We start from the raw sequence: 20,266 nt of genomic DNA, 5'->3' as shown, positions 1-20,266 counted from the left end.
CGGGCCCGCCCCCATCTGGATAGTCATGACCGATAACGCCCTCACGCTTGCCGAAACCCGCCTGCTGCTGCCGGCCGGCCTGGACGCCAACCGCCTCGAACGCACCTTCGGCACCCTGCTGGGGCCGGGGGTGGACTTCGGCGACCTGTATTTCCAGCATTCGCGGCGCGAGAGCTGGAGCGTGGAGGACGGCATCGTCAAGGACGGCGCCCATTCCATCGAGCAGGGCGTGGGCGTGCGCGCCATCGCCGGCGAGAAGACCGGCTTCGCCTATTCCGACGACATCCAGCCGGCGGCGTTGCTGGCGGCCGCGCAGTCGGCGCGCGCCATCTCCCGCGAAGGCGGGGCACAGAACGTGCGGTCGCTGGTGCGTGGCAGTGGCCGCGCGCTGTACCCGGCGCTGGACCCGGTGGACAGTCTGGGCAACGAGGCCAAGGTCGAGGTGCTCAAACGGCTGGACCGTTACCTGCGCGCGGCCGACCCACGCGTGCAGCAGGTGATGGTGAGCCTGTCCGGCGGTGTGGACACCGTGCTGATCGCGCGCAGCGATGGCGTGCTCGCCGCCGACGTACGCCCGCTGGTGCGGCTGAACGTGCAGGTGATCGTCGAGCAGAACGGGCGCCGTGAGTCCGGCTACGCCGGCGGCGGTGGACGTTACAGCTACGAGGAACTGTTCGCCGGCGACCGCCCGGAAGGTTTCGCCCGCGAGGCGCTGCGCCAGGCGCTGGTGAACCTGGAGGCGATCCCGGCCCCGGCCGGGGTGATGCCGGTGGTGCTTGGCCCGGGCTGGCCGGGCGTGCTGCTGCACGAGGCGGTGGGCCACGGCCTGGAAGGCGACTTCAACCGCAAGGGCACCAGCGTCTACGCCGGCCGCATCGGCGAGCGCGTGGCCTCGCCGGGCGTGACCATCGTCGACGACGGCACGCTCGATGGCCGTCGCGGCTCGCTCAACATCGACGACGAAGGCACCCCGACCCAGTGCACCACGCTGATCGAGGACGGCATCCTGGTCGGCTACATGCAGGACACGCTCAACGCGCGCCTGATGGGCGCGGCACCGACCGGCAACGGCCGTCGTGAATCGTTCGCGCACATGACCATGCCGCGCATGACCAACACCTACATGCGTGCCGGCAACCACGATCCGCAGGAAATGATCCGTTCGGTGAAGAAGGGCCTGTACGCGGTCAACTTCGGCGGCGGCCAGGTCGACATCACCAGCGGCAAGTACGTGTTCTCGGCCACCGAGGCCTACCTGATCGAGGATGGCAAGGTCACCGCGCCGGTGAAGGGCGCGACCCTGATCGGCAACGGGCCGGAGACCATGCAGAAGGTGCGCATGATCGGCAACGACCTGGCGCTGGACGAAGGCGTGGGCATCTGCGGCAAGGATGGCCAGAGCGTGCCGGTTGGCGTGGGCCAGCCGTCGCTATTGATCGATGGCCTGACGGTGGGCGGTACGCAGGCCTGAGGTTGGCGGCGGTCAGCGCCCTCATCCGCCCCTTCGGGGCACCTTCTCCCGCGCACGGGAGAAGGGCGGTCTGCGAGAGGCTTGAGCGGCCACGGTGCGGGAAGTCATAACCCTTCTCCCGCCTGCGGGAGAAGGTGCCCCGAAGGGGCGGATGAGGGCAATGCTCCTGCTTTACCGTACGAACCGCCGAGAACACCAATCCACCAAGGAGCCGAAGCCCTTATGCCTGGTCGTCGTCCAGCGCTTCGTCTTCGTCGTCCGCTTCGGCTTCCAGCCCTGCGGTTGCCTGCGGCGTCAACATCAGCCCACGCAGCACTTGGTAGATCTCGCGGTAGGCGCGCGGCGGCTTGTTCCTGGCCTTTTCCGCCAACGCATTGCGTACCAGGGTGCGCAGCTGCTGGCGGTCGGCGTCCGGGTGCTCGTCCAGCAGTTCGGCCAGCGCGGCATCGCCCTCGGCCATCAGGCGCTCACGCCAACGCTCCATGCGGTGCATGATGGCCACTTCGCGACGGGAGGTTTCGCTGTTGGCGTCCATCGCGTCGCGGATCGCTTCCAGGGTTTCATCTTCCTCGCGCCGCATCTGCTTGGCCAGGAAGGCCAGCTGACGCTTGCGCGCGCCGTGCGAGGTGATGCGCTTGGTGTACTCGATGTGCTCCAGCAGGCCTTCGGGGATCGGCAGGCGTGCCAACTGGGCCGGGGTCAGGTCCACCAGCTTTTCACCCAGGGCCAGCACTTCCAGCGCCTCGCGCCGGTTCTGGCTGCGGCTTTCACTGAAAAACTCACCGGTGTCTTCGTCACGTCCACGCATTGCACTGCTACCCACTAAACTTCAAGCATTGAAAGGCCGGCCGATCGAGGCCGGGGTTTGGCGGGCCGCCCGTCGCGGATGAGGTCCGGTCTAGGCCGGACAGCCGCGTGGCGAGGCACCCGCGACCCAGCACCCGGGCAAGGATGGCCGGGCACATGTGAAGGGAATCTCCCTACAAGGATAAAGCATTGAACGTCATCACCACCGATACCCCCACCCACGACGACAGCCTGCAACGCCTGGAAACGCTGGCCGACATCTCCCAGCGGCTGCTGGAAAAAGCACGCGCGATGGGGGCCACCCAGGCCGAGGTCAGCTGCAGCGAAGAGCGCGGGCTGGACGTGAACGTGCGCCTGGGGGAGGTGGAAACGGTGGAGTCCACGCATGACCGTGGCATCGCCGTGACCGTGTATTTCGGCCAGCGCAAGGGCAGTGCCAGCACAGCCGACCTGCAGGAGGGCAGCCTGGAGGCCACCGTCGCCCAGGCCTGCGCCATCGCCCGCCATACCGAGGACGACCCGGCCGCGGGCCTGGCCGATGCCGAACTGATGGCCACCCATTTCCCCGACCTGGACGGCTGGCACCCCTGGGCGCTGGGCGCCGAGCAGGCGGTGGACCTGGCGCTGGCCTGCGAGGCCGCCGGTCGCGGCGCCGATGGCCGGATCAGCAACTCCGACGGGGCCTCGGCGGCCACCGCGCAGAGCCTGTCGGTGTATGCCAACTCGCACGGCTTCATCGGCCGTGAGCGCAGCAGCCACCATTCCATTGGTTGTGCGCTGATCGCCGGCAGCGGCGATGGCATGCAGCGCGATGGCTGGTACACCAGCGCCATCGCCCGCGAAGACCTGGACGACCCGGCGGCGGTGGGCCTGCGCGCGGCCGAACGCACCGTCGCGCGCCTGCAGCCGCGCTCTCTGCCGACCGGGCAGGTGCAGGTGCTGTTCGCTGCCGAAACCGCGCGCTCGCTGATCGGCCACCTGCTGGGGGCCGTGTCCGGCGGCGCGCTGTACCGGCGTGCCAGCTTCCTGCTCGACAGTGCCGGGACGCAGCTGTTCCCGGATTGGTTCGGCATCGACGAGCTGCCGTTGCTGCGGCGCGGCCTGCGCTCCAATGCGTTCGACGGCGAGGGCGTGGCCACGCGCGATTCGGCCCTGGTGTCGGCGGGCGTGTTGCAGCGGTACATCCTCGGCAGCTATTCGGCGCGGCGGCTGGGGCTGAAGACCACCGCCAATGCCGGCGGCGTGCATAACCTGCGCGTGGCGGCCAATGCCGGCGACCGTGCGTCCATGCTGTCAGGTATGGGGACCGGCCTGCTGGTCACCGAGCTGATGGGGCAGGGCGTGAACGGCGTGACCGGTGACTATTCGCGCGGTGCGGCAGGCTTCTGGGTGGAGAACGGGGAGGTCGCCTACCCGGTCGACGGCATCACCATCGCGGGCAATCTCAAACAGATGTTTGCCGGCATTGAAGCGGTCGGCAGCGACGTGGACGTGCGTTCGCACGTGTCGGTGGGGTCAATTTTGGTCGGAAAGATGACAATTGCGGGTAATGATTGACGGATCCTTGTCAAAGGTCGGACTATTCTCATAATGGCCATGGAGCCATCCTTACACCGGCACTGTCGGCGTATCTTTCAACCCATAACAAGGATCTAGGGGAAGCAATGAGCGACTATCAGAACACCACGCCTCCGCCGGCACCGGCAGGAAACTCGAGCTCGGATGACAACACCATCGCCATGCTGGTGCACCTGTCGGGCATCATCCTGAGCTTCATCGTGCCGCTGATCATCTGGCTGGTGAACAAGGACAACCAGGACAAGAAGTTCCTGTCCGACAACGCCAAGGAGGCGCTCAACTTCCAGATCACGCTGATCGGCGTCTACATCATCGGCACGATCCTGACGATCATCCTGATCGGCGCGCTGATCAACTTCGCTGCATGGATTGCGTGCATCGTGTTCAGCATCATCGCTGGCCTGGCTGCCAACAAGGGCCAGACCTACCGCTATCCGATGACCATCCGCCTGATCAAGTAATCAGCGCGCTGGTCGCAGGAAAAAGCCCGGGATTTCCCGGGCTTTTTTGTTCCTGATGCGAAGGGGAGCGGTGGGCGCGGCCTTGGCCGTGGAACGGGGGATGCCTGCCGCCGGCGTTGTAGATGCCGTTGTTCCAGCTGTCCCGGCTTCTTCGCCGCCGAGGCCGCTCGGGCAGCCTCAGTGCTTGCGGCGGACGGTCAGTTCGGCCAGCGCGGCCAGCGCGCCGGCACGTGCGCCGAACGGGGCCAATGCATCCTGCATGGCCTTGGCCAGCTCCTCGAGCGTGGCCTTCGCACCGTCCATGCCCAGCAGCGAGGGGAAGGTGGACTTGTCCTGTGCCTGGTCCTTGCCGGCGGTCTTGCCCAACTGCTCGGAACTGGCTTCGACATCGAGGATGTCATCGCGCACCTGGAACGCCAGCCCCAGTGTGTCGGCGAATGCATCCAGCCGTGCCAGGTCGTCACTGCCGGCATTGCCGCACAGTGCCCCCATGCGTACCGCCGCGCGGATCAGCGCGCCGGTCTTGAGCGCATGCATGCGCTTGAGGTCGGCCAGCGACTGCTGCTTGCCGGTGGCATCGATGTCCAGCGCCTGGCCGCCGCACATGCCGGCGGCACCGGAGGCCGTGGCCAGGGTACGCAGGCAGGCCAATGCCAGCTCGGCGGGCATCTCGGCCTCGGCCAGCACTTCGAAGGCACGGGTCTGCAGGGCGTCACCGGCCAGGATGGCAGTGGCTTCGTCGAAGGCGATGTGGGTGGTCGGGCGACCACGGCGCAGGTCGTCGTCATCCATTGCCGGCAGGTCGTCATGCACCAGCGAATAGGCGTGGATCAGCTCGACCGCGACGGCGGCGGCATCCAGCCGCGCCGGTGCGGCATCGAACAGGTGGCCGGCGGCATGCACCAGCAGCGGACGCATGCGCTTGCCGCCGCCCAGCGCGGCGTAGCGCATGGCCTGGTGCAAGCCCTGCGGGGCGCGTTCGGGATCGGGAAGGACGTGCTGCAGGTGCTGTTCGGTGCGTTGCAGCCAAGCGGCGAACAGGGCGTCAGTCGTCATTGCCGGTGCTGCTGAAAGGCTCGGATTTCTCGGGCTGGGCCGGATCGGTGAGCAGGCGCACGCGCAGTTCGGCCTGTTCCAGCGCCTGCTGGCACTGGCGATACAGGCCCACGCCGCGCTCATAGGCGGTCAGTGACTGCTCCAGGCTCAGGTCGCCGGCTTCCATCTTCTCGACCAGTTGCTCCAGCTCCTCGAGCGACTGCTCGAAGTGGGCGACCGGGGAGGCTTCATTGGGGGACTTCTTGGGCATGGCGCCAGTGTAGCGGCCAGCGGGAAAGGGTCAATTCGACGGGTGCGGCGGCTGCCAGTGCAGGCGCGCGCCATGTGCCTGCAGCCAGTGCTGCAGCGTGCCGGAAACAATCCGGTCGCCGGCGGCCAGGACATCGTCCCCGTCGCAGAGCAGGGGCAGGTGCGGTCGCAGCCAGGGGGGAACCTCGGATTGCTGTAGGCACTGCTTGAGCGCGTGGCGGTGCGCGCGCTGCGGCAGGTGGATGCGTTCCCCACCCCTGCGCTGGCGCAGCAACAGTGGACGGTCCAGACGGTCCGCGCCCTGCAGCGTCAGCACGCCGCCGTCCGGCAGCAGGGCAGGGACATCGCCCTGCCAGGGCTGCTGCCAACCGGCGGGCCAGGGCGACAGCGCGGGCACGAGATGCAACTGCCCGCGCCAGCGCCGGATGCGGGCGTGCTGCCAGCGGAATTCCGCTGGCTGGTCATGCCCGGCGGACAGCAGCTGCTGCTGGATGACGCGCACACCGTTGCCGGGCAATGGCGGCAACCCCTGCTGCTGTACCCAGCGCCGCAGCACGCGTGCCTGCGCGGTGTCGGGCAGGGCGCCGAGAGCGTCGATCCGCAGCGCGCCGGAGGCGTCCGTGCAGGACTGCAACGCGGCGTCGTCCTGCGAGGCCAGCAGGTCGCTGGCCTGCGCGGCAAGGCCGGCGCTGCGTGCGAGTGCGGTGGCGGCGTGTGGCCAGCGTTGGCGCAGCAGGGGCATCAGCTGCAGGCGCAGGAAATTGCGGTCGACCTCATCGTGCTGATTGCTGGGGTCTTCGATCCAGTGCAGCCGATGATGCCGCGCATGGGCTTCCAGCGCTGCACGCGGCACATCCAGCAGTGGTCGCCACAGCTGGCCATGGCCAAAGGCGCGCAATGGCCGCATCGCGGCCAGTCCGTCCACGCCGGAACCGCGCAGGGCGCGCAGCAGGAAGGTTTCGGCCTGGTCGTCCTGGTGGTGGGCCAGCGCCAGCCATTCGCCTGCCTGCAGGCAGGCCTGGAAAGCGGCATGGCGCGCGGTGCGCGCCGCCGCTTCCAGTCCGTCGCCGTCATCGCGGCGCACGTCCACGTGGATGACCTGCAGGGCGATGCCCCAGCCCGCGCATACCTGGTGGCAGTGTTCGGCCCAGGCGTCGGCCTGCGCCTGCAGGCCGTGGTGCACATGCACGGCGCGCACGCTGCCGGCGGCGCGGCCCGGCGCCTGCGCAAGCAGGTGCAGCAGCACGGTCGAATCCAGCCCGCCGCTGAAGCCGACCATCACCGGATGGACGAACGCCGCGTCGAGCAGGGCAGGGGAAAGCAGGTTCATGGCGGTGCCGAGTATCGGCGCCGGTTGCGGCGGCCGCAATGCGGGGCAGGGCGCCGATGGTTCAACGCGCGGTGGACAGATGCGCGCCCTGCCGGTCGATGCGGAAATGCGTGCCACCGACGATGCCGGTATGGCCGCCGGCGTCCGGCGGGCCTTCGTGGCAGCCATTGCAGACCTCGGCGCTGCCGTTCTCGAACGGGAAGCCCCAGTCGAAACGTTCGGCGAAGGCCGGCTGCAGTTGGGTATCGTAGTAGCCGATGCGGCCGTCCACGCGGGCGCGGGTCAGGCCTTCCTGGAAATAGTCCGGGCCATTGTCGTAGGTGATGACCAGCAGGTGCCGGCCATCGCGGCGCACGTAGTAGTACTGGTGGCCGGCCTGCAGGGCGGCCAGCCCGTTCTCGTCGAACTGCAGCGCGGCCAGTGCGGCCGCGCTGATGACGAGCGTGCCCGGTGCGGTCTGTTTGCAACCGGGCAGCACGTCGGGACGTTCGGTGTCGCGGCGGTAACAGGCCTCCCCGGCATGCGCCAGGCAGGACAGCGCGAGCAGTGGCAGCAGGGCTGCCACCGCGCCGAACCGATACCGTCGCGCGCGGCTCACGGCGCCTTGCGTTCGAACTGCCTGGGCTGCGGCAGTTCCACCGGCACGCCCTGCGCATCGCAGGTGCCCAGCTCGCACAGGCGCGCACGCAGGCGCGGTGTGGCCTGCACGATCAGGTGGTAGATGGTGTTCTGTTCCATCGTGCCGCGCACCGCCTTGCTGCCCGGGCCACGTGCCCAGATGCCCACGTCCTCGCCACCGTGCGATTCGGCCTTGGCCGGGACCAGGGCTTCCTGCATGTAGTCCGGGTGCTCGGTGTCGACATGGGTCAGGTCCGGGCGGCCCACGGCGGGCTCGAAGCTGCTCGGGCCGTGCGGGAACTTCTTCGGGCCGGCCGGCTGCTGGTTGCTGGCGCCGGTGTAGCCCGGTCCATTGGCGTAGCTGAGCGTGGTGTAGGGCAGGCCCAGGCCGTCGCGGGCCAGGTCCAGCTTGCCGGCGCCGTCTTCGCCGCCCTTGTCCTTGACCTTGCCCAGGATCGGGTTGCCGCGTGCCGGGTAGCCGACGAAGTTCAGCGTGTGCGAGTGGTCGGCGGTGACGATGATGAGCGTGTCGTCGGCCGAGGTGGCCTCCACGGCGGCCTTGACCGCGTCGGACATGGCGATGGTGTCGCCCAGTGCACGGGCGGCATTGCCGCTGTGGTTGGCGTGGTCGATGCGGGCGCCCTCGACCATCAGCACATAACCGTCCTGGTGCTTGGACAGGTTGGCGATGGCGGCGCGGGTCAGCTCGGCCAGCGAGGGCTCACCGCCGCGGTCCTTCGAACGGTCCTGCTCGTACTGCATGTGGTCCGGCTCGAACAGGCCCAGCAGTGCCGGGGCGTTGGCCGCAGCCTTGAGCTGGTCGGCATTCCAGACGTAGGCGCCCTGCGGGTGGGCGGCCTGCCATTCGGCGACCAGGTTGCGGCCATCCAGGCGCAGGCCGACCTTGTCCGCGTACTCCGGGTCTTCCTCGTTGACGGTGGTGAACTGGCCGCGGCCGCCGCCCAGTGCGACCAGCGGGCCCTGGCCGTAGCGCGAGGTCGACAGCAACTGCTGGGCGATGTCCACGCAGCCGGCGGCCTTGGCTGCTTCCGGCAGGTCGGTGTCGTTCTCCCAGTTGCGTTCCGGCGAATGCGCGTACGTGGCGGCCGGGGTGGCATGGGTGAGGCGGGCGGTGGAGACGATGCCGGTGGCCAGTCCGGCGCTGTCGGCCAGCTGCAGCCAGGTCAGCAGGCCCTTGGACAGGCTGTCGCCGCAATCGCTGCGGGTGCCGGCGCTGACGCCGATGGCGCCCATGTGGGTCTTCACGCCGGTGGTGATGGCGGTCATGGTGCCGGCCGAGTCGGGCGTCTGCGAGTCGGTGTTGTAGGTCTTGCTGAACGCCGTGGCCGGGAAGCGCTCCCAGGACAGCAGGTTCTCCTCGCCCGAGCTGCCGTGGCGCTGGCCTTCCAGGATGCGCGCGGCGGCCACGGTGGTCAGGCTCATGCCGTCGCCCAGGAACAGGATCACATTCTTGGCCTTGCCCGCCATGGCGCCATTGCCGGCGGCGCGGGCGGCGCCGTCGCGGTACCACCATTGCGGGGTTTCACCGGCCGGATGGGCCACCGTCGGCACGTCCACGCTGACCGCGGCGGCGGTGCTGGATTGCGGGGCGGTGCTGGCGCAGGCGCCCAGCAGCAGGGAGGTCAGGGCGGCGGAAAGGAATGTGGCTTTGTGCATCGGGAAAGGTGTCGCTGGCATGTTGTCAGGCGTTCATTATGGTCAAGCACGGAAGGCATGCATATGACACGCAGCTTTTCCCTGCCGGGATCGTGCTGTGGCAAGGCTTGCGCTATCGTGCCCAGCTTGGATTTTCTGATGGATTCCTTCTATGAACGTGGTGTCTGCCTGGCTGCGGATCCCCTTCTGGCTACGCGTGGTCGGCGGCTTCGTGCTCGGCGCGCTGGCGGGGTGGGCGATGGGGCCGGCGGCCGAGACCTTCTTCGGTCCGCTGGGCGAGCTGTACGTCACCCTGATCAAGATGATCGCGGTGCCGCTGGTGTTCTTCGCGGTGGTCAATGCGATCGGCTCGCTGCACGGGCAGAAATCGCTGGCCGCGCTCAGCGGGCGGACCTTCCTGTGGTTCGTGATCACCGCCGCGCTGGCGGTGGGCATCGGCTTGCTGGTGGGTACGGTGATGCAACCGGGCATCGGCGGCCTGAAGCTGGCCATGGACGGCACCTACACGCCGCGCGACGTGCCGTCGGTGACCAAGGTGCTGATGGACGTGGTGCCGTCCAACGTGTTCTACGCACTGGCCGGCATCGGCACCAAGGTCAATGCCGCCGGTGAGACCGTGCTGGCGGCCGGGCGCGGCTCGATCCTGCCGGTGATCTTCTTCGCCGGGCTGCTCGGCTTTGCGATGGTCAAGCTGGGCGAGAAGGTCAGCGAGGCGCGCAAGCTGGTCGGCCAGATGAGCGAGATCATGATCCAGGTCACCCGCTTCGTGCTGGAGATGACCCCGCTGGGTACCTTCGGCCTGATCGCCGGCCTGGTCGGCAGCTACGGGTTCGACAAATTGCTGCCGCTGGGCAACTTCGTGTTGGCGCTGTACGTGGCCTGCGCGCTGCAGATCGTGGTGGTGTACAGCAGCCTGCTGCTGGTCCATGGCCTGAACCCGTGGAAGTTCTTCCGTGGCGCCGCGCCGGGCATGCAGGTGGCGTTCGTGGCCTCCTCGAGCTTCGCGGCGATGCCGGTGGCGATGCGTTCGATCACCGACAACCTGGGCGTCAACAAGGACTACGCCTCGTTCGCGGTGCCGCTGGGCGCCAGCATCAAGATGGACGGCTGCGGCGCGATCTACCCGGCGCTGTGCGCGGTGTTCATCACCCAGTACACCGGCGTGCCGATGACCCCGGAGCAGTACCTGATCGTGCTGATCGCCTCGGTGCTGGGCAGCTTCGGCACCGCCGGCGTGCCGGGCACGGCGGTGATCATGGCCACGGTGGTGCTGAGCGCGGCCAACCTGCCGCTGGAGGCCATCGGTTACCTGTACGCCATCGACCGCATCCTGGACATGATGCGCACGATGACCAACGTCACCGGGCAGATGGTGGTGCCGGTGATCGTGGCCAAGGAAACCGGGCTGCTCGACCAGCAGGTCTACGACGGGTCGAGGACCGCCATCACGGCGGGGGGCGACCCCCGCAGCTGAGGGCGCGACATCGCTTTCGTCCGCATCCAAGGCCGGGGCAACCCGGCCTTGCGTGTTCGGGGTGTAGCAGGCTGTAACAGCGGGCTGTAACACCGCCGATACACCCCTCGGAAGGCACGTATTGGCTGGCCCGAGCCCCACTGAATGGAGGGCTCTTACGGCCGGGCTCCCGGCCTGCCGGTGTGACAGCGATACAGCAGGCGTTGTTACGCTTTCATCGTAACTGCATGTATTTGAAGTAAAAATCCTGTTGGCATGGTTGCTGCTCACTCCTCCCGTGAAATCCGGCAGGGAGGAAGCAATGGACAGCACGACCACCAATCGACGTATCGCCCTGATGGGCGCGATGGCCTTGCTGCTGGCGGCCAGTGGTGTCGCACAGGCATCGGGCGCACGCCAGGGCGTGAAGGCACAACCCGGCGAGATGGTGTTGCTGCGCGATGTCTCGGCGCGGCCGGCGTATCGCATGCAGCCGCCGGGCATGGCGTTGATCGCCGACCCGTCACCGCGCAAGGAGCTTGGCTCGGCGCTGGGCGCCGGGGGCATGGACGAACTCAGCGATGCCGACTACGCGGACATGCAGTCCGGCCTGGCCGATGCCGGGATGGCGGGCCATGGCCACACCACGGTGGAGCGCGTGACCGGCGGCGTGGTCGGCGGCACGTTGGGCCGCGTGACCGGTGACGGTGGCCCGCTCTCCGGTGGCCAGTTGTCCCGTGCGATCGGCGGCCCGATGGGCGCGGTGGGCGGTGCAACCCGTGGCATCGGCGACCAGGTGCGCGGCGCGTTGGCACAGTTCCCGCTCGGCCAGCCGGCAGGTGGCAAATGAAGCGCCTGCACCCGACCGTCGTGGCATTGCTTGGCCTGGCCTGCGTGGCAGCGCCAGCGCTGGCCGGTGCGCAATCGCAGGCGGACAGCTACAACGGCATGTTGTCGTACCTGTCGGCCGACAGTCGCATCGACGGCAACGCGCTGGCCGGCAGCAACGGCTCGATCAAGGTGAACCAGGCCGCCGGCGACCTCAACCTGCAGGCCAACCTGCACAGCATGGCCAGTGGCCGCCATGCCGATGCCGGCGTGCGCGTCGGCCAGCAACAGCACGGCAACGTCTTCAATACACCGCTGCAGGCCTCGGCCTCCATCGGTGGCAATGCGCTGGCCGGGGCCAGCGGCATCGCATCGATCAACCAGGCCAGCGGTGGTGGCAACACGGCGTTGAACGCCGTGAGCGCGACGCTGGCCGCACAGGGCATACGCGAGGCAAGCGATGACGCGATGGCGTCCTCGGCAGCGCTCGCGTCGGCGGGGGAGCAGCCTGTCGCCAGCGATCCACGTGCCACCCGCAGGGTGGGCGTGGAGGCATCCGCCATGCGCGGATTCGACGGCGTGCTGCAACTCAATCAGATCGCGGGATCCGGCAATGCAACGGCGAACAGCCTGAGCATCTCCGTGCAGGCCATCCCGTGAGCAATCGTTCCATCCACCCGATGCATCAGAGAACCTGAAGAGGGGCACCATGAAAGCGAATAAATGGACCGTACTCGCCATGGCGGTAACCGCATTCACGATGAGTGCGGCTGCCAATGCGGCGGACAACCAGAACAAGAGCGCCAACATCGATCACCAGCACAACGTGAACGAGACGCGCACCAATACCAACACCAACATCAATACCAACGTCGACACCGACGTGGACCTGAAGCTCGACGCCGCCGCCGTGCTGCGTTACCGCGACTCCCGCAGCAACTCGGTGAGCAACAAGGAAGTCACCGAGACGGTGCAGAAGACCTCGAACATCACCGCCGACGAGCGCAAGGAAAAGAACAACCACGGCGTCGACGTGAACCTCGAGAAGGACATGCGCCTGAGTTCGGACGTGAACTTCTCCGGCGACCCGACCATCACCGGCAACATCGACCTGGACTCGGCGGCGATCGCGATCATCGACAACCGCCAGTCGATCTCGGGCAACACCGCCGAGAACGGGCTGTTGACCAACGATGCCGCCATTGGCGATGACGTCGGTTCCAACGCCTCGGGCAACCTGGGCTTCAACGTCGCCGCCGGCGACAACAACGCCCAGGACAACGCCGCGGCGCTGTCCGCGGCCGACGCGTCCTTCAGCTTCGGCATGGCCGACGCCGAAGTCTTCGTCAACCAGAGCGGCATGAACAACTCCACGATGAACTACGGCGTGACCAACAACGCCGGCATCGGTGGCAATGCCTTCTCCGGTGCGGCCGGCAACATCGGCGTGAACGTCACCTCGGGCAACAACAACGAGCAGAAGAACGCGTTGGCCGCCTCGGTCGCCACCAGTGCCTATGCCACCTCGAGCATCAGCTCCAACCAGGTGTCCTCGGGCAACGACGTGACCAACGATGGCTACTACGACTACGTCGTGAACAGCTACGCCATCAACATGTCCGGCAAGGTCACCGGCACCACCAAGGGCACCGGATCGGGTACCTACAGTGGCACCGGCAACTCCTACCAGAAGACCAACTTCTACCCGGACAACTGGAGTGGCAACACGCACACCGGTGGCAACCAGACCGGCCATACCGACTGGGACAACCAGACCCAGGGTGCCGTCGCCAATCCGAACCGCCCGGGCGTGGGTGGCATGGCGTGGGATACCGACGAGAAGGGCAACCTGTCGTTCTCCGAGATGGGCACGGCTGACCTGACCGCCAGCCTCAGTGGCCACGTGATCGACATCGACTGGATCGCGGTGGATGCAACCAACACCGCCTCGCTGTCCGGCGGCGCGTTCTCCAATGCCTCCGGCAACATCGGCGTGAACGTGTCTTCCGGCACCGGCAACCTGCAGGCCAACAGCCTGGCACTGGCCGTTGCCCAGCCCTCCACCGGCGGCGGTGGCGGTGGTGGCGAAGGCCCGTAATCGAACAGGTCGCCTGCAAAGGTGATTGCCCTGTCCTGAGCAACAAGCCCGGCCATCCGCCAATGGCCGGGTGTTCCAGGGAGCCCCTGTTTCTCTCCCCCGGGGAACCGGGGCTCCCACCTGGCGGACGTGCAAGGAGATCACGCACCCATGTTCGGCAAGATGCTCGTGTTGCTGTGTGTGCTGCTGACCGTGCCGGGAGTGGCGCGGGCAGGCGATGTCGCCTTCAGCAGCGTGTTGCCCAACGGTGCGATGTACACCGGGCAGGTCGAGAGCATGCGCGAACGGCGCTTCCGCAACCTGGTGCGGCAGCACACCGACTACAGCTGCGGCGCGGCCGCGCTGGCCACGATCCTCAAGCATGCCTACCACCTCAACACGGACGAGGCGACGGTGATCGAAGGGATGATGGGCGTGGCTGATCCTGAACTTGTCCGTCAGCGTGGGTTTTCGCTGCTGGACATCAAGCGTTACGTCGAGTCGCTTGGCATGCGTGGACGTGGCTACCGCGTCGACGAGGAGCGGCTAAAGAGCCTGCGGGTTCCCGGCCTGGTACTGATGGACGTGCGCGGCTTCCGCCACTTCGTCGTGCTCAAGCAGGTCCGCGATGACGTGGCCGAGATCGGCGACCCGATCCTCGGCAACCGGGCCATTCCGCTGGACGAGTTCGTCCGTGCCTGGCCCTCCCGTGCCGTGTTCGTGGTGATCGGGAGTGACTTCGATCGCAACACGGTGCTGCTGCAACCCAGTGAACGGCCCAGTGCCCGCGCGCTTGCCGCGCGACAGGGACGAGGCCCCATTACCGATGCGGAGCTGGTCGACTTCGGCTTCACCCATGCCGACCTGTTCTGAAGGAGTATCCAGATGAAGATGCATGCATGCGGTCTGCTGGCACTGGCGCTGGGTTTCGCGCTGCCGGCGCTGGCCGAAGAGGGCAGGGGCACCACCGGCAAGGGATTGCACGAGATCCCCGATCCGGAGCTGAACCTGATGCGCGGCCGTTACACCGTCGGCGGCAACGAGGTGGCCTGGTTCGGCGTGACCATGATCTCCACCTGGCAGACGGCCGGGGGGCAGTCGCTGCAGGGCGCGCTGACGCTGGGCATGGATTTCAGCAAGGGCCGCACGCCGAAGGTCAGCTTCACGCCCAGCGTGAACATCACCGCGGCCAATGCGCCGCTGCCAGCCTCGGCCGGTCGCAGCATCGACGGCAGCGGCCTGGCCAATGTCGGCGGGCTGGTGCAGAGCGTGCAGGTGGCCGGCGACGGCAACCGTGCCAGCAACGCGATCCACCTGAACGTACGCAACGACGGCGTGGTGCCGGGCGGCGATGGTGGCGCAGCGAGCGGGGCGTCGACCGTGCGCTCGGGCGATGCCAGCGCCGTGGCCAGCTTCGATGGCAATGCGGCCACGTTGCGGTTGAGCATCGACGGGCAGGGGGCAGTGCAGCAGTGGCTGCGCAATGGAGGTGTCGGGCAGAGCATCCAGCTGATGGCCGACGGGCAGCAGGCGGCCAATCGCCTGCAGATCGATCTGGTCCGGCAATCGGTGGCAGGCAACCTGCCGCTGGCCCAGAACGTGGCACAGGCCATCACGCTCAACCGGGGAGTGGGCGGGATCGGTGGCCAATAGGTCCGTGCATGGCACGGGCATCCTTCCAGGCAACAACGAGGATCAGGACAATGAATCGACTGGCGATGGCGGCGCTGGTGAGTCTTGCCGTGGTTTCGCCCAAGGTGGCGGCACAGCAGACAGGTACCGGCAATGACGAAGAAGACGTGAAGGCCCTGGCGGCGCAGCTGGAATCACTCAAGGCCAGCTACGCGCAGGAAGTACGCAGGTTGCGGGAACTGGACATGCAGGTGCAGGCGATCCAGGCGCGGGTGAGCGGCAAGACCGCGCAGGCCCTGCCGACACCGCCGCCTGCCGTGGCACAGGCCGCCCAGGACGAACCGGTGCCCCCGGCGGCGGCAACAGCGCCCACCGGCGAGGGCTATGCCAGCACCGCCGCCGAGGCCCAGCAGGCCAAGGAGGCCGCGCGGCGCAGCGTGGATGACGTCAAGCAGCAGCAATCGGCGTTGTTCAACCGCAGGCTGACGTTGGAAAACAGCATCAGCTACGCGCGCTATGACCGCAAACAGCTCACCCTCAATGGGTTCCTGGCGCTGGATGCGATCTTCCTGGGCAACATCGCCATCGAGAACGTGGAATCGGATACGGCGACCTACAACTTCGCCGCGCGCTGGGGCGTCAATCCGCGCCTGACCCTCAACCTGGACGTGCCCTACCTGGCGCGCAAGACCGTCTACCAGAAGGGCGGCGCGGGTGGTTCGGCGGCCGGCATCGCGCAGGAGGAAACCAACGGCAACGGCATCGGCGATGTCAGCTTCACCGCCAACTACAAGCTGTTCGGCGAGCGTGGCTGGCGGCCGGAGACGGTGCTGACCGGTGGCGTGACCGCCCCGACCGGACGCGAGCCCTATGGGTTGGACTGGAAGGTCATCGAGCGCGACGACGATGATTTCATCCGCTTCGCGGTGCCCAGCCGGCAGCCCACCGGCAATGGCGTGTGGCAGGCCAACATCGGCCTGTCGGCGGTGAAGACGGCCGATCCGGCGATCCTGTTCGCGAACATTGGCTACATCCGTTCGTTCAAGCGCAGCTTCGACGACCTGGACTCCAACCCGGACACGATCAATCCCGGCGAGGTCCGGCTGGGTGATTCGTATTACTTCGGTGCCGGCGTGGCGTTCGCCTTCAACGAGCGCACCAGCCTGAGCATTTCCTTCAGCGACAAGCTCAGTGCGCGCGCTTCCACCCGTTACAAGAACGGCCAATGGGTGAAGGTGATCGGCAGCGATGCCAACGCCGGCACCTTGAACCTGGGCGTGACCTACGCGCTGACCAACAAGGCGACCTTCGTCAGCATGCTCGGCGTGGGCCTGACGCCGGACGCACCGGACTTCAGCCTGTCGTTCAAGTTGCCGTACATGCTGTGAGCGGGATCATGGCCTGCGATAGTGCCGAGCCATGCTCGGCACGGGCTTCAGCGGCAGGGCGACAGCGGGGCACGGCTGCGCCCTGCGCGGGATCAACGCAGGGTTTCCAGCGTCAACTGGTGCTTGCGGCACAGGCGGTACACCGTCACCCGCGAGACCTTCATCAAGCGTGCGCAGGCGCTGACGTTGAACCGGCTCTGCTGCAGGCATGACAGCAGGGTCTCGCGCTCGGCGTGGCTGCGTGCGTTGCCAAGCCGCGCGGCATCGGGGGTTCCGTCACCTGCCAGCTCCAGGTCGGCGCTGGTGATCAGTTCGCCGTCGGCGGTGATCGCGGCGCGCTGCACCCGGTTGAGCAGCTCGCGCACATTGCCCGGCCAATCGAAACGCTCCATCGCCTGCCGCGCCTGGGTGGTGTAACCGCGCGCCCGGATCCGATGGCGGGTGCGGAAGCTGTTGAGGAAATGGCGCGAAAGCAGGTCGATGTCGCCCTGCCGGTGGCGCAGCGGCGGCATCGACAGCCGCAGCACGTTGAGGCGGTAATACAGGTCGCGGCGGAAGCGGCCTTCTTCCACCGCCCGTTCCAGGTCAACGTGGGTGGCGGCCAGGATACGCACGTCCACGGTGATGGGCTGGTTGCTGCCGACCCGTTCGATGGTGCCTTCCTGCAGCACGCGCAGCAGGCTGGTCTGCGCATCCAGCGGCAGGTCGCCGATTTCATCGAGGAACACCGTGCCGGTATGCGCGGTCTCGAACAGGCCCTGGCGGCGGCTGGTGGCGCCGGTGAAGGCGCCGCGTTCATGGCCGAACAGTTCCGACTGCAGCAGCGTGGAGGGGATCGCGCCGCAGTTGACCGCCTGGAAGGGCCGGCTGCCGCGCGGTGAAAGACGATGCAGCGCGTGCGCCGCGACTTCCTTGCCGGTGCCGGTTTCACCGGTGATCAGCACCGGCAGGTCGACCGGCGCGAGTTTGCGCAGGGTGGCGCGCATGGCCAGCATCACGTCGCTCTCGCCGAGCAGCGTGGCCATCACGTCATCGACCACCGGGGCAGGTGAGTCCTCGCCCACCAGCTGCAGCTGGCGCAGCAGGTCCTTCAGGTCAGGGGGGTGCGGGAACTGGCGCTGGCAGCTGGAAAGCAGGGGGTGCAGCACGTGGCCGTCATCGGCCGGGGTGAGGGCGAACAGCGGCATGTGACGATGCTCGGCGGTGAGCCTGCCGATGCGCTCCAGCTCGCTGTCCGAACTGGTGCGGAAATCGATCAGGCCGACCACCACGTCGCCATCACGCATGCCGATCTCGGCAGGCTGTTGAGGGAGTACCGCGCGCACCTGCCAGCCATCCGCAGCCAGCATCACCTTTTCTCTCGCCCCCGGATTGCCGAACCAGATAACACAACGCTTGCCCGTGTCAGGTGCTGCAGCCATGCCTGGTCACCTCTCCATTTGGCGCCACCTTATACCCGGGATTCAGACGGGTGCAATCGTGAATTGGGTCACGCTTGGCGGATTTCCCCATTCATGTTTTGGCAGGCGGGTATCGGCTGCGCCTGGCATGAAAAAAGCCGCGACCCGGAGGCCGCGGCTTTCGCAGGACAAGGCCGGGGGCGCTTACAGCGCCACGCGACGTGCCTGCATGAACTTGTCGCCCCAGTAACCGCTCAGCAGGGTGTCGGTGCGGACATCCTTGCCGGTGCTCGGTGCATGCAGGAAACGGCCATCACCGACGTAGATGCCGACGTGGTCGACGCGGCCGCGGCGGCCGAAGAACACCAGGTCGCCGGCCACCAGGGCAGCGCGGTCGTTGATCAGTTCGGCGTTGGCCTGGCTGGCCATCTCGCGGGAGACGCGCGGCAGCTCGATGCCCAGCGCGGTGCGGAACACGTAGCCGACCAGGCCGCTGCAGTCGAAGCCGGCGTCGGGCGAGGTGCCGCCCCAACGGTACGGGGTGCCGAGCAGGGTCATCGCACGGCGCAGCAGCGACTGCACCTTGCCATCGGAATCATTGGCCAGCGCCGCGTCAGTGGCGGCGGCGACACCCTTGGAGGCGTCGTAGGCGGAAATCAGGCGGCTCAGATCACCGGCGAACATCGCCGAGCGGTCCATCAGCGGAATCGTGTCGCTGGCGGCCAGGTGTGGCAGCAGGGCGGCCAGGGTGGCGGTAGCGGCGGCGTCGGCCTTGCTGCGCTGGGCTTCGGCGCGGGCCGGTGCCGGTTTGGCGGCGTCGGCCGGGGCGTTCTGTGCGAAGGCCGGCAGGCTGGCCAAGGCCAGTGCGGCACCGCAAAGCAGGCGACGGAAGGAGGTGGGAATGCTCTTGGGCTGTTCCGGTTGGGACGTGTTTTCAGTCGTCACGCGGCAGTCACAGAAAAATTCGATGGGGGATAGTGCCCTGCCAAGCGTGAGGATAGGTACAAATTTCGTTAAATATTCGTTATTTATACCGATGGATGTCACGCTTTACCGCAATACCCGCTTGGCGCCCGTGTAATGGTCGCGCCAGTAGGGGCCGTCCAGCTGGTCCAGACGGACGGTGCCGCCGGTGCTCGGCGCATGCACGAAGCGGCCTTCGCCGACATAGATGCCGACGTGCCAGACATTGCCCTTGTTGCCGAAAAAGACCAGGTCGCCGGAGGCCAGACGGTCCGGGGCGATCTTCGGCCCCTGGATGGCGGCCAGCTCCCGCGAGGTGCGCGGCAGGTTCAGGGCGAGCATGTCCCGGTAGACATAGGTGACCAGCCCGCTGCAGTCAAAACCCGACTCGGGGGTGTTGCCGCCGTAGCGGTAGGGCGTGCCGACCAGCCCCAAGGCCCGCATCATCACCGAGGCGGCCGCGACCGGGTCGGAAGGGGCCACCGGCGGGTAGTGGTGGCTGCTGGCCGGCGGCGGGGCCGGCTTCTTCGGGCTGTGCCCGCAGGCAGCGAGCAGGGCCGTGGCCAGGATCGCGGCGGTCAATTGCCACGTACGGGAGCGGAAAACTGGCGTGATATGCATGGAGCCCGGATAATGCGCCACCTTGGACAGCCGTCATCATGGCGGCGCACCCGGCGGCCGACAAGCCGTCCTACCGTCTGCCACCGGCAGCCATATAGACAGAGTTAGGCATGAAGATCGAAAAAGACCGCGTCGTCCGTTTCCATTACACCGTCTCCGAAGTCGGCCAGGAGCCGATCGAAAGCTCCAAGGACCGTGATCCGCTGGCCATCCTGATCGGCCACGGCAACATCATCCCGGGCCTGGAAGCGGCGATGATGGACAAGGAAGCCGGCGAGAGCTTCGGCGTGGACGTGAAGTCGGCCGATGCCTACGGCGAGCGCCGCGAGGGCCTGACCCAGCGCGTGCCGAAGAAGCATTTCGGCAACACCCGTCTGGTGCCGGGCACGCAGGTGATCCTGCAGACCAACTTCGGCCCGCGCGCCGTCACCGTCGAGAAGGTCGGCATGACCGTGGTCGACGTCGACCTGAACCACCCGATGGCCGGCAAGGACCTGCACTTCGACGTGGAAATCGTTGAAGTCCGCGAGGCCAGCGAGGAAGAAGTGCAGCACGGTCACGTGCACGGCGACGGCGGTCACCAGCACTGATCCGCCGCACCGGCGATGTTGCAGACAACGGCCCGCCCCGCGCGGGCCGTTTTCGTTCGCGGGGCTG

Annotated in this window: 19 protein-coding genes and 1 pseudogene; 11 read left to right on the top strand and 9 right to left on the bottom strand. The window is 67.4% G+C overall.

The genetic code is table 11. The features are described from left to right. The first annotated feature begins 25 nt into the window (after positions 1-25). Entirely contained in the window at positions 26-1,471 is a 1,446-nt protein-coding gene (tldD, locus tag ACIPR8_RS11410) for a metalloprotease TldD (RefSeq protein WP_446541119.1), read from the top strand. A gap of 220 nt (positions 1,472-1,691) precedes the next feature. On the opposite strand, the gene yjgA is transcribed toward tldD, so the two are convergent. After that, positions 1,692-2,279 carry a ribosome biogenesis factor YjgA gene (gene yjgA, locus ACIPR8_RS11405; protein ID WP_192286242.1) on the bottom strand — a complete coding sequence of 196 codons (588 nt, stop codon included), beginning with the start codon at positions 2,277-2,279 and terminating at the stop codon, positions 1,692-1,694. A 188-nt stretch (positions 2,280-2,467) separates the two neighbouring features. Here yjgA and pmbA point away from each other — a divergent pair, with 188 nt between their 5' ends. Together pmbA and ACIPR8_RS11395 are read left to right on the top strand one after the other, a co-directional pair. Then, on the top strand, positions 2,468-3,835 hold the full coding sequence (pmbA, locus tag ACIPR8_RS11400) for a metalloprotease PmbA (protein ID WP_446541118.1): 1,368 nt from the start codon (positions 2,468-2,470) through the stop codon (positions 3,833-3,835). A gap of 107 nt (positions 3,836-3,942) precedes the next feature. After that, a complete protein-coding gene (locus ACIPR8_RS11395) occupies positions 3,943-4,317 on the top strand; it encodes a DUF4870 domain-containing protein (RefSeq protein ID WP_132864410.1) in 375 nt (124 codons plus the stop codon). Positions 4,318-4,494: 177 nt separating this feature from the next. On the opposite strand, the gene ACIPR8_RS11390 is transcribed toward ACIPR8_RS11395, so the two are convergent. The 5 genes from ACIPR8_RS11390 to ACIPR8_RS11370 form a co-directional block, all read right to left on the bottom strand. After that, a complete protein-coding gene (locus ACIPR8_RS11390; protein ID WP_446541117.1) occupies positions 4,495-5,373 on the bottom strand; it encodes a polyprenyl synthetase family protein in 879 nt (292 codons plus the stop codon). Further along, on the bottom strand, positions 5,363-5,623 hold the full coding sequence (locus ACIPR8_RS11385; protein ID WP_132864408.1) for an exodeoxyribonuclease VII small subunit: 261 nt from the start codon (positions 5,621-5,623) through the stop codon (positions 5,363-5,365). The genes ACIPR8_RS11390 and ACIPR8_RS11385 overlap by 11 nt, the downstream gene beginning before the upstream one ends. 30 nt (positions 5,624-5,653) lie before the next feature. Further along, positions 5,654-6,952, bottom strand: a complete 1,299-nt coding sequence (gene tilS, locus ACIPR8_RS11380; protein ID WP_446541116.1) for a tRNA lysidine(34) synthetase TilS — start codon at positions 6,950-6,952, stop codon at positions 5,654-5,656. Between the two features lie 61 nt (positions 6,953-7,013). Next, positions 7,014-7,550 carry a WG repeat-containing protein gene (locus tag ACIPR8_RS11375; protein ID WP_446541115.1) on the bottom strand — a complete coding sequence of 179 codons (537 nt, stop codon included), beginning with the start codon at positions 7,548-7,550 and terminating at the stop codon, positions 7,014-7,016. Further along, a complete protein-coding gene (locus ACIPR8_RS11370; protein ID WP_313256194.1) occupies positions 7,547-9,247 on the bottom strand; it encodes an alkaline phosphatase in 1,701 nt (566 codons plus the stop codon). The genes ACIPR8_RS11375 and ACIPR8_RS11370 overlap by 4 nt, the downstream gene beginning before the upstream one ends. 151 nt (positions 9,248-9,398) lie before the next feature. Between ACIPR8_RS11370 and ACIPR8_RS11365 the strand changes: the two genes are divergently transcribed. From ACIPR8_RS11365 to ACIPR8_RS11335, 7 genes are all read left to right on the top strand, one after another. Beyond that, positions 9,399-10,721 (top strand): dicarboxylate/amino acid:cation symporter, encoded by a 1,323-nt coding sequence (locus ACIPR8_RS11365; RefSeq protein WP_192286237.1) that lies wholly within the window; start codon positions 9,399-9,401, stop codon positions 10,719-10,721. A gap of 301 nt (positions 10,722-11,022) precedes the next feature. Continuing rightward, on the top strand, positions 11,023-11,550 hold the full coding sequence (locus ACIPR8_RS11360; protein ID WP_132864404.1) for a hypothetical protein: 528 nt from the start codon (positions 11,023-11,025) through the stop codon (positions 11,548-11,550). After that, positions 11,547-12,188 (top strand): hypothetical protein, encoded by a 642-nt coding sequence (locus ACIPR8_RS11355; RefSeq protein ID WP_192286236.1) that lies wholly within the window; start codon positions 11,547-11,549, stop codon positions 12,186-12,188. Before ACIPR8_RS11360 ends, ACIPR8_RS11355 begins: the two co-directional genes overlap by 4 nt. A 49-nt stretch (positions 12,189-12,237) precedes the next feature. After that, complete coding sequence (locus tag ACIPR8_RS11350) at positions 12,238-13,626, top strand: adhesin (protein WP_192286235.1); 1,389 nt, start codon at positions 12,238-12,240, stop codon at positions 13,624-13,626. A 150-nt stretch (positions 13,627-13,776) separates the two neighbouring features. Then, positions 13,777-14,478, top strand: coding sequence for a C39 family peptidase (locus ACIPR8_RS11345; RefSeq protein WP_192286234.1), 702 nt, complete (start codon positions 13,777-13,779; stop codon positions 14,476-14,478). A gap of 12 nt (positions 14,479-14,490) precedes the next feature. Continuing rightward, complete coding sequence (locus ACIPR8_RS11340) at positions 14,491-15,258, top strand: hypothetical protein (protein ID WP_192286233.1); 768 nt, start codon at positions 14,491-14,493, stop codon at positions 15,256-15,258. 50 nt (positions 15,259-15,308) lie between these two features. Further along, entirely contained in the window at positions 15,309-16,625 is a 1,317-nt protein-coding gene (locus ACIPR8_RS11335) for a hypothetical protein (protein ID WP_446541114.1), read from the top strand. Positions 16,626-16,717: 92 nt separating this feature from the next. On the opposite strand, the gene ACIPR8_RS11330 is transcribed toward ACIPR8_RS11335, so the two are convergent. The 3 genes and pseudogenes from ACIPR8_RS11330 to ACIPR8_RS11320 form a co-directional block, all read right to left on the bottom strand. Then, on the bottom strand, positions 16,718-18,046 hold the full coding sequence (locus tag ACIPR8_RS11330; protein WP_446541113.1) for a sigma-54 interaction domain-containing protein: 1,329 nt from the start codon (positions 18,044-18,046) through the stop codon (positions 16,718-16,720). Positions 18,047-18,229: 183 nt separating this feature from the next. Continuing rightward, positions 18,230-18,970, bottom strand: coding sequence for a C40 family peptidase (locus ACIPR8_RS11325; RefSeq protein WP_132864395.1), 741 nt, complete (start codon positions 18,968-18,970; stop codon positions 18,230-18,232). A gap of 105 nt (positions 18,971-19,075) precedes the next feature. Continuing rightward, positions 19,076-19,673: pseudogene (locus ACIPR8_RS11320) on the bottom strand (C40 family peptidase). A gap of 46 nt (positions 19,674-19,719) precedes the next feature. On the opposite strand from ACIPR8_RS11320, the gene ACIPR8_RS11315 reads away from it, so the two are divergent. Then, a complete protein-coding gene (locus tag ACIPR8_RS11315; RefSeq protein ID WP_132864393.1) occupies positions 19,720-20,199 on the top strand; it encodes an FKBP-type peptidyl-prolyl cis-trans isomerase in 480 nt (159 codons plus the stop codon). The last annotated feature ends 67 nt before the right edge of the window (positions 20,200-20,266 follow it).

The organism is Stenotrophomonas sp. LARHCG68, from assembly GCF_052871705.1.
This window is presented reverse-complemented; position numbering and strand designations above follow the sequence as displayed.

Bases quoted from the DNA above. Each gene is read 5' to 3' on its own strand.
- ACIPR8_RS11345 (WP_192286234.1), top strand. From the start codon at position 13,777: ATGTTCGGCAAGATGCTCGTGTTGCTGTGTGTGCTGCTGACCGTGCCG.
- ACIPR8_RS11370 (WP_313256194.1), bottom strand. From the start codon at position 9,247: ATGCACAAAGCCACATTCCTTTCCGCCGCCCTGACCTCCCTGCTGCTG.
- yjgA (WP_192286242.1), bottom strand. From the start codon at position 2,279: ATGCGTGGACGTGACGAAGACACCGGTGAGTTTTTCAGTGAAAGCCGC.
- ACIPR8_RS11355 (WP_192286236.1), top strand. From the start codon at position 11,547: ATGAAGCGCCTGCACCCGACCGTCGTGGCATTGCTTGGCCTGGCCTGC.
- ACIPR8_RS11350 (WP_192286235.1), top strand. From the start codon at position 12,238: ATGAAAGCGAATAAATGGACCGTACTCGCCATGGCGGTAACCGCATTC.
- tilS (WP_446541116.1), bottom strand. From the start codon at position 6,952: ATGAACCTGCTTTCCCCTGCCCTGCTCGACGCGGCGTTCGTCCATCCG.
- ACIPR8_RS11340 (WP_192286233.1), top strand. From the start codon at position 14,491: ATGAAGATGCATGCATGCGGTCTGCTGGCACTGGCGCTGGGTTTCGCG.
- tldD (WP_446541119.1), top strand. From the start codon at position 26: ATGACCGATAACGCCCTCACGCTTGCCGAAACCCGCCTGCTGCTGCCG.
- ACIPR8_RS11335 (WP_446541114.1), top strand. From the start codon at position 15,309: ATGAATCGACTGGCGATGGCGGCGCTGGTGAGTCTTGCCGTGGTTTCG.
- ACIPR8_RS11385 (WP_132864408.1), bottom strand. From the start codon at position 5,623: ATGCCCAAGAAGTCCCCCAATGAAGCCTCCCCGGTCGCCCACTTCGAG.
- ACIPR8_RS11390 (WP_446541117.1), bottom strand. From the start codon at position 5,373: ATGACGACTGACGCCCTGTTCGCCGCTTGGCTGCAACGCACCGAACAG.
- ACIPR8_RS11315 (WP_132864393.1), top strand. From the start codon at position 19,720: ATGAAGATCGAAAAAGACCGCGTCGTCCGTTTCCATTACACCGTCTCC.
- ACIPR8_RS11330 (WP_446541113.1), bottom strand. From the start codon at position 18,046: ATGGCTGCAGCACCTGACACGGGCAAGCGTTGTGTTATCTGGTTCGGC.
- ACIPR8_RS11395 (WP_132864410.1), top strand. From the start codon at position 3,943: ATGAGCGACTATCAGAACACCACGCCTCCGCCGGCACCGGCAGGAAAC.
- ACIPR8_RS11360 (WP_132864404.1), top strand. From the start codon at position 11,023: ATGGACAGCACGACCACCAATCGACGTATCGCCCTGATGGGCGCGATG.
- ACIPR8_RS11365 (WP_192286237.1), top strand. From the start codon at position 9,399: ATGAACGTGGTGTCTGCCTGGCTGCGGATCCCCTTCTGGCTACGCGTG.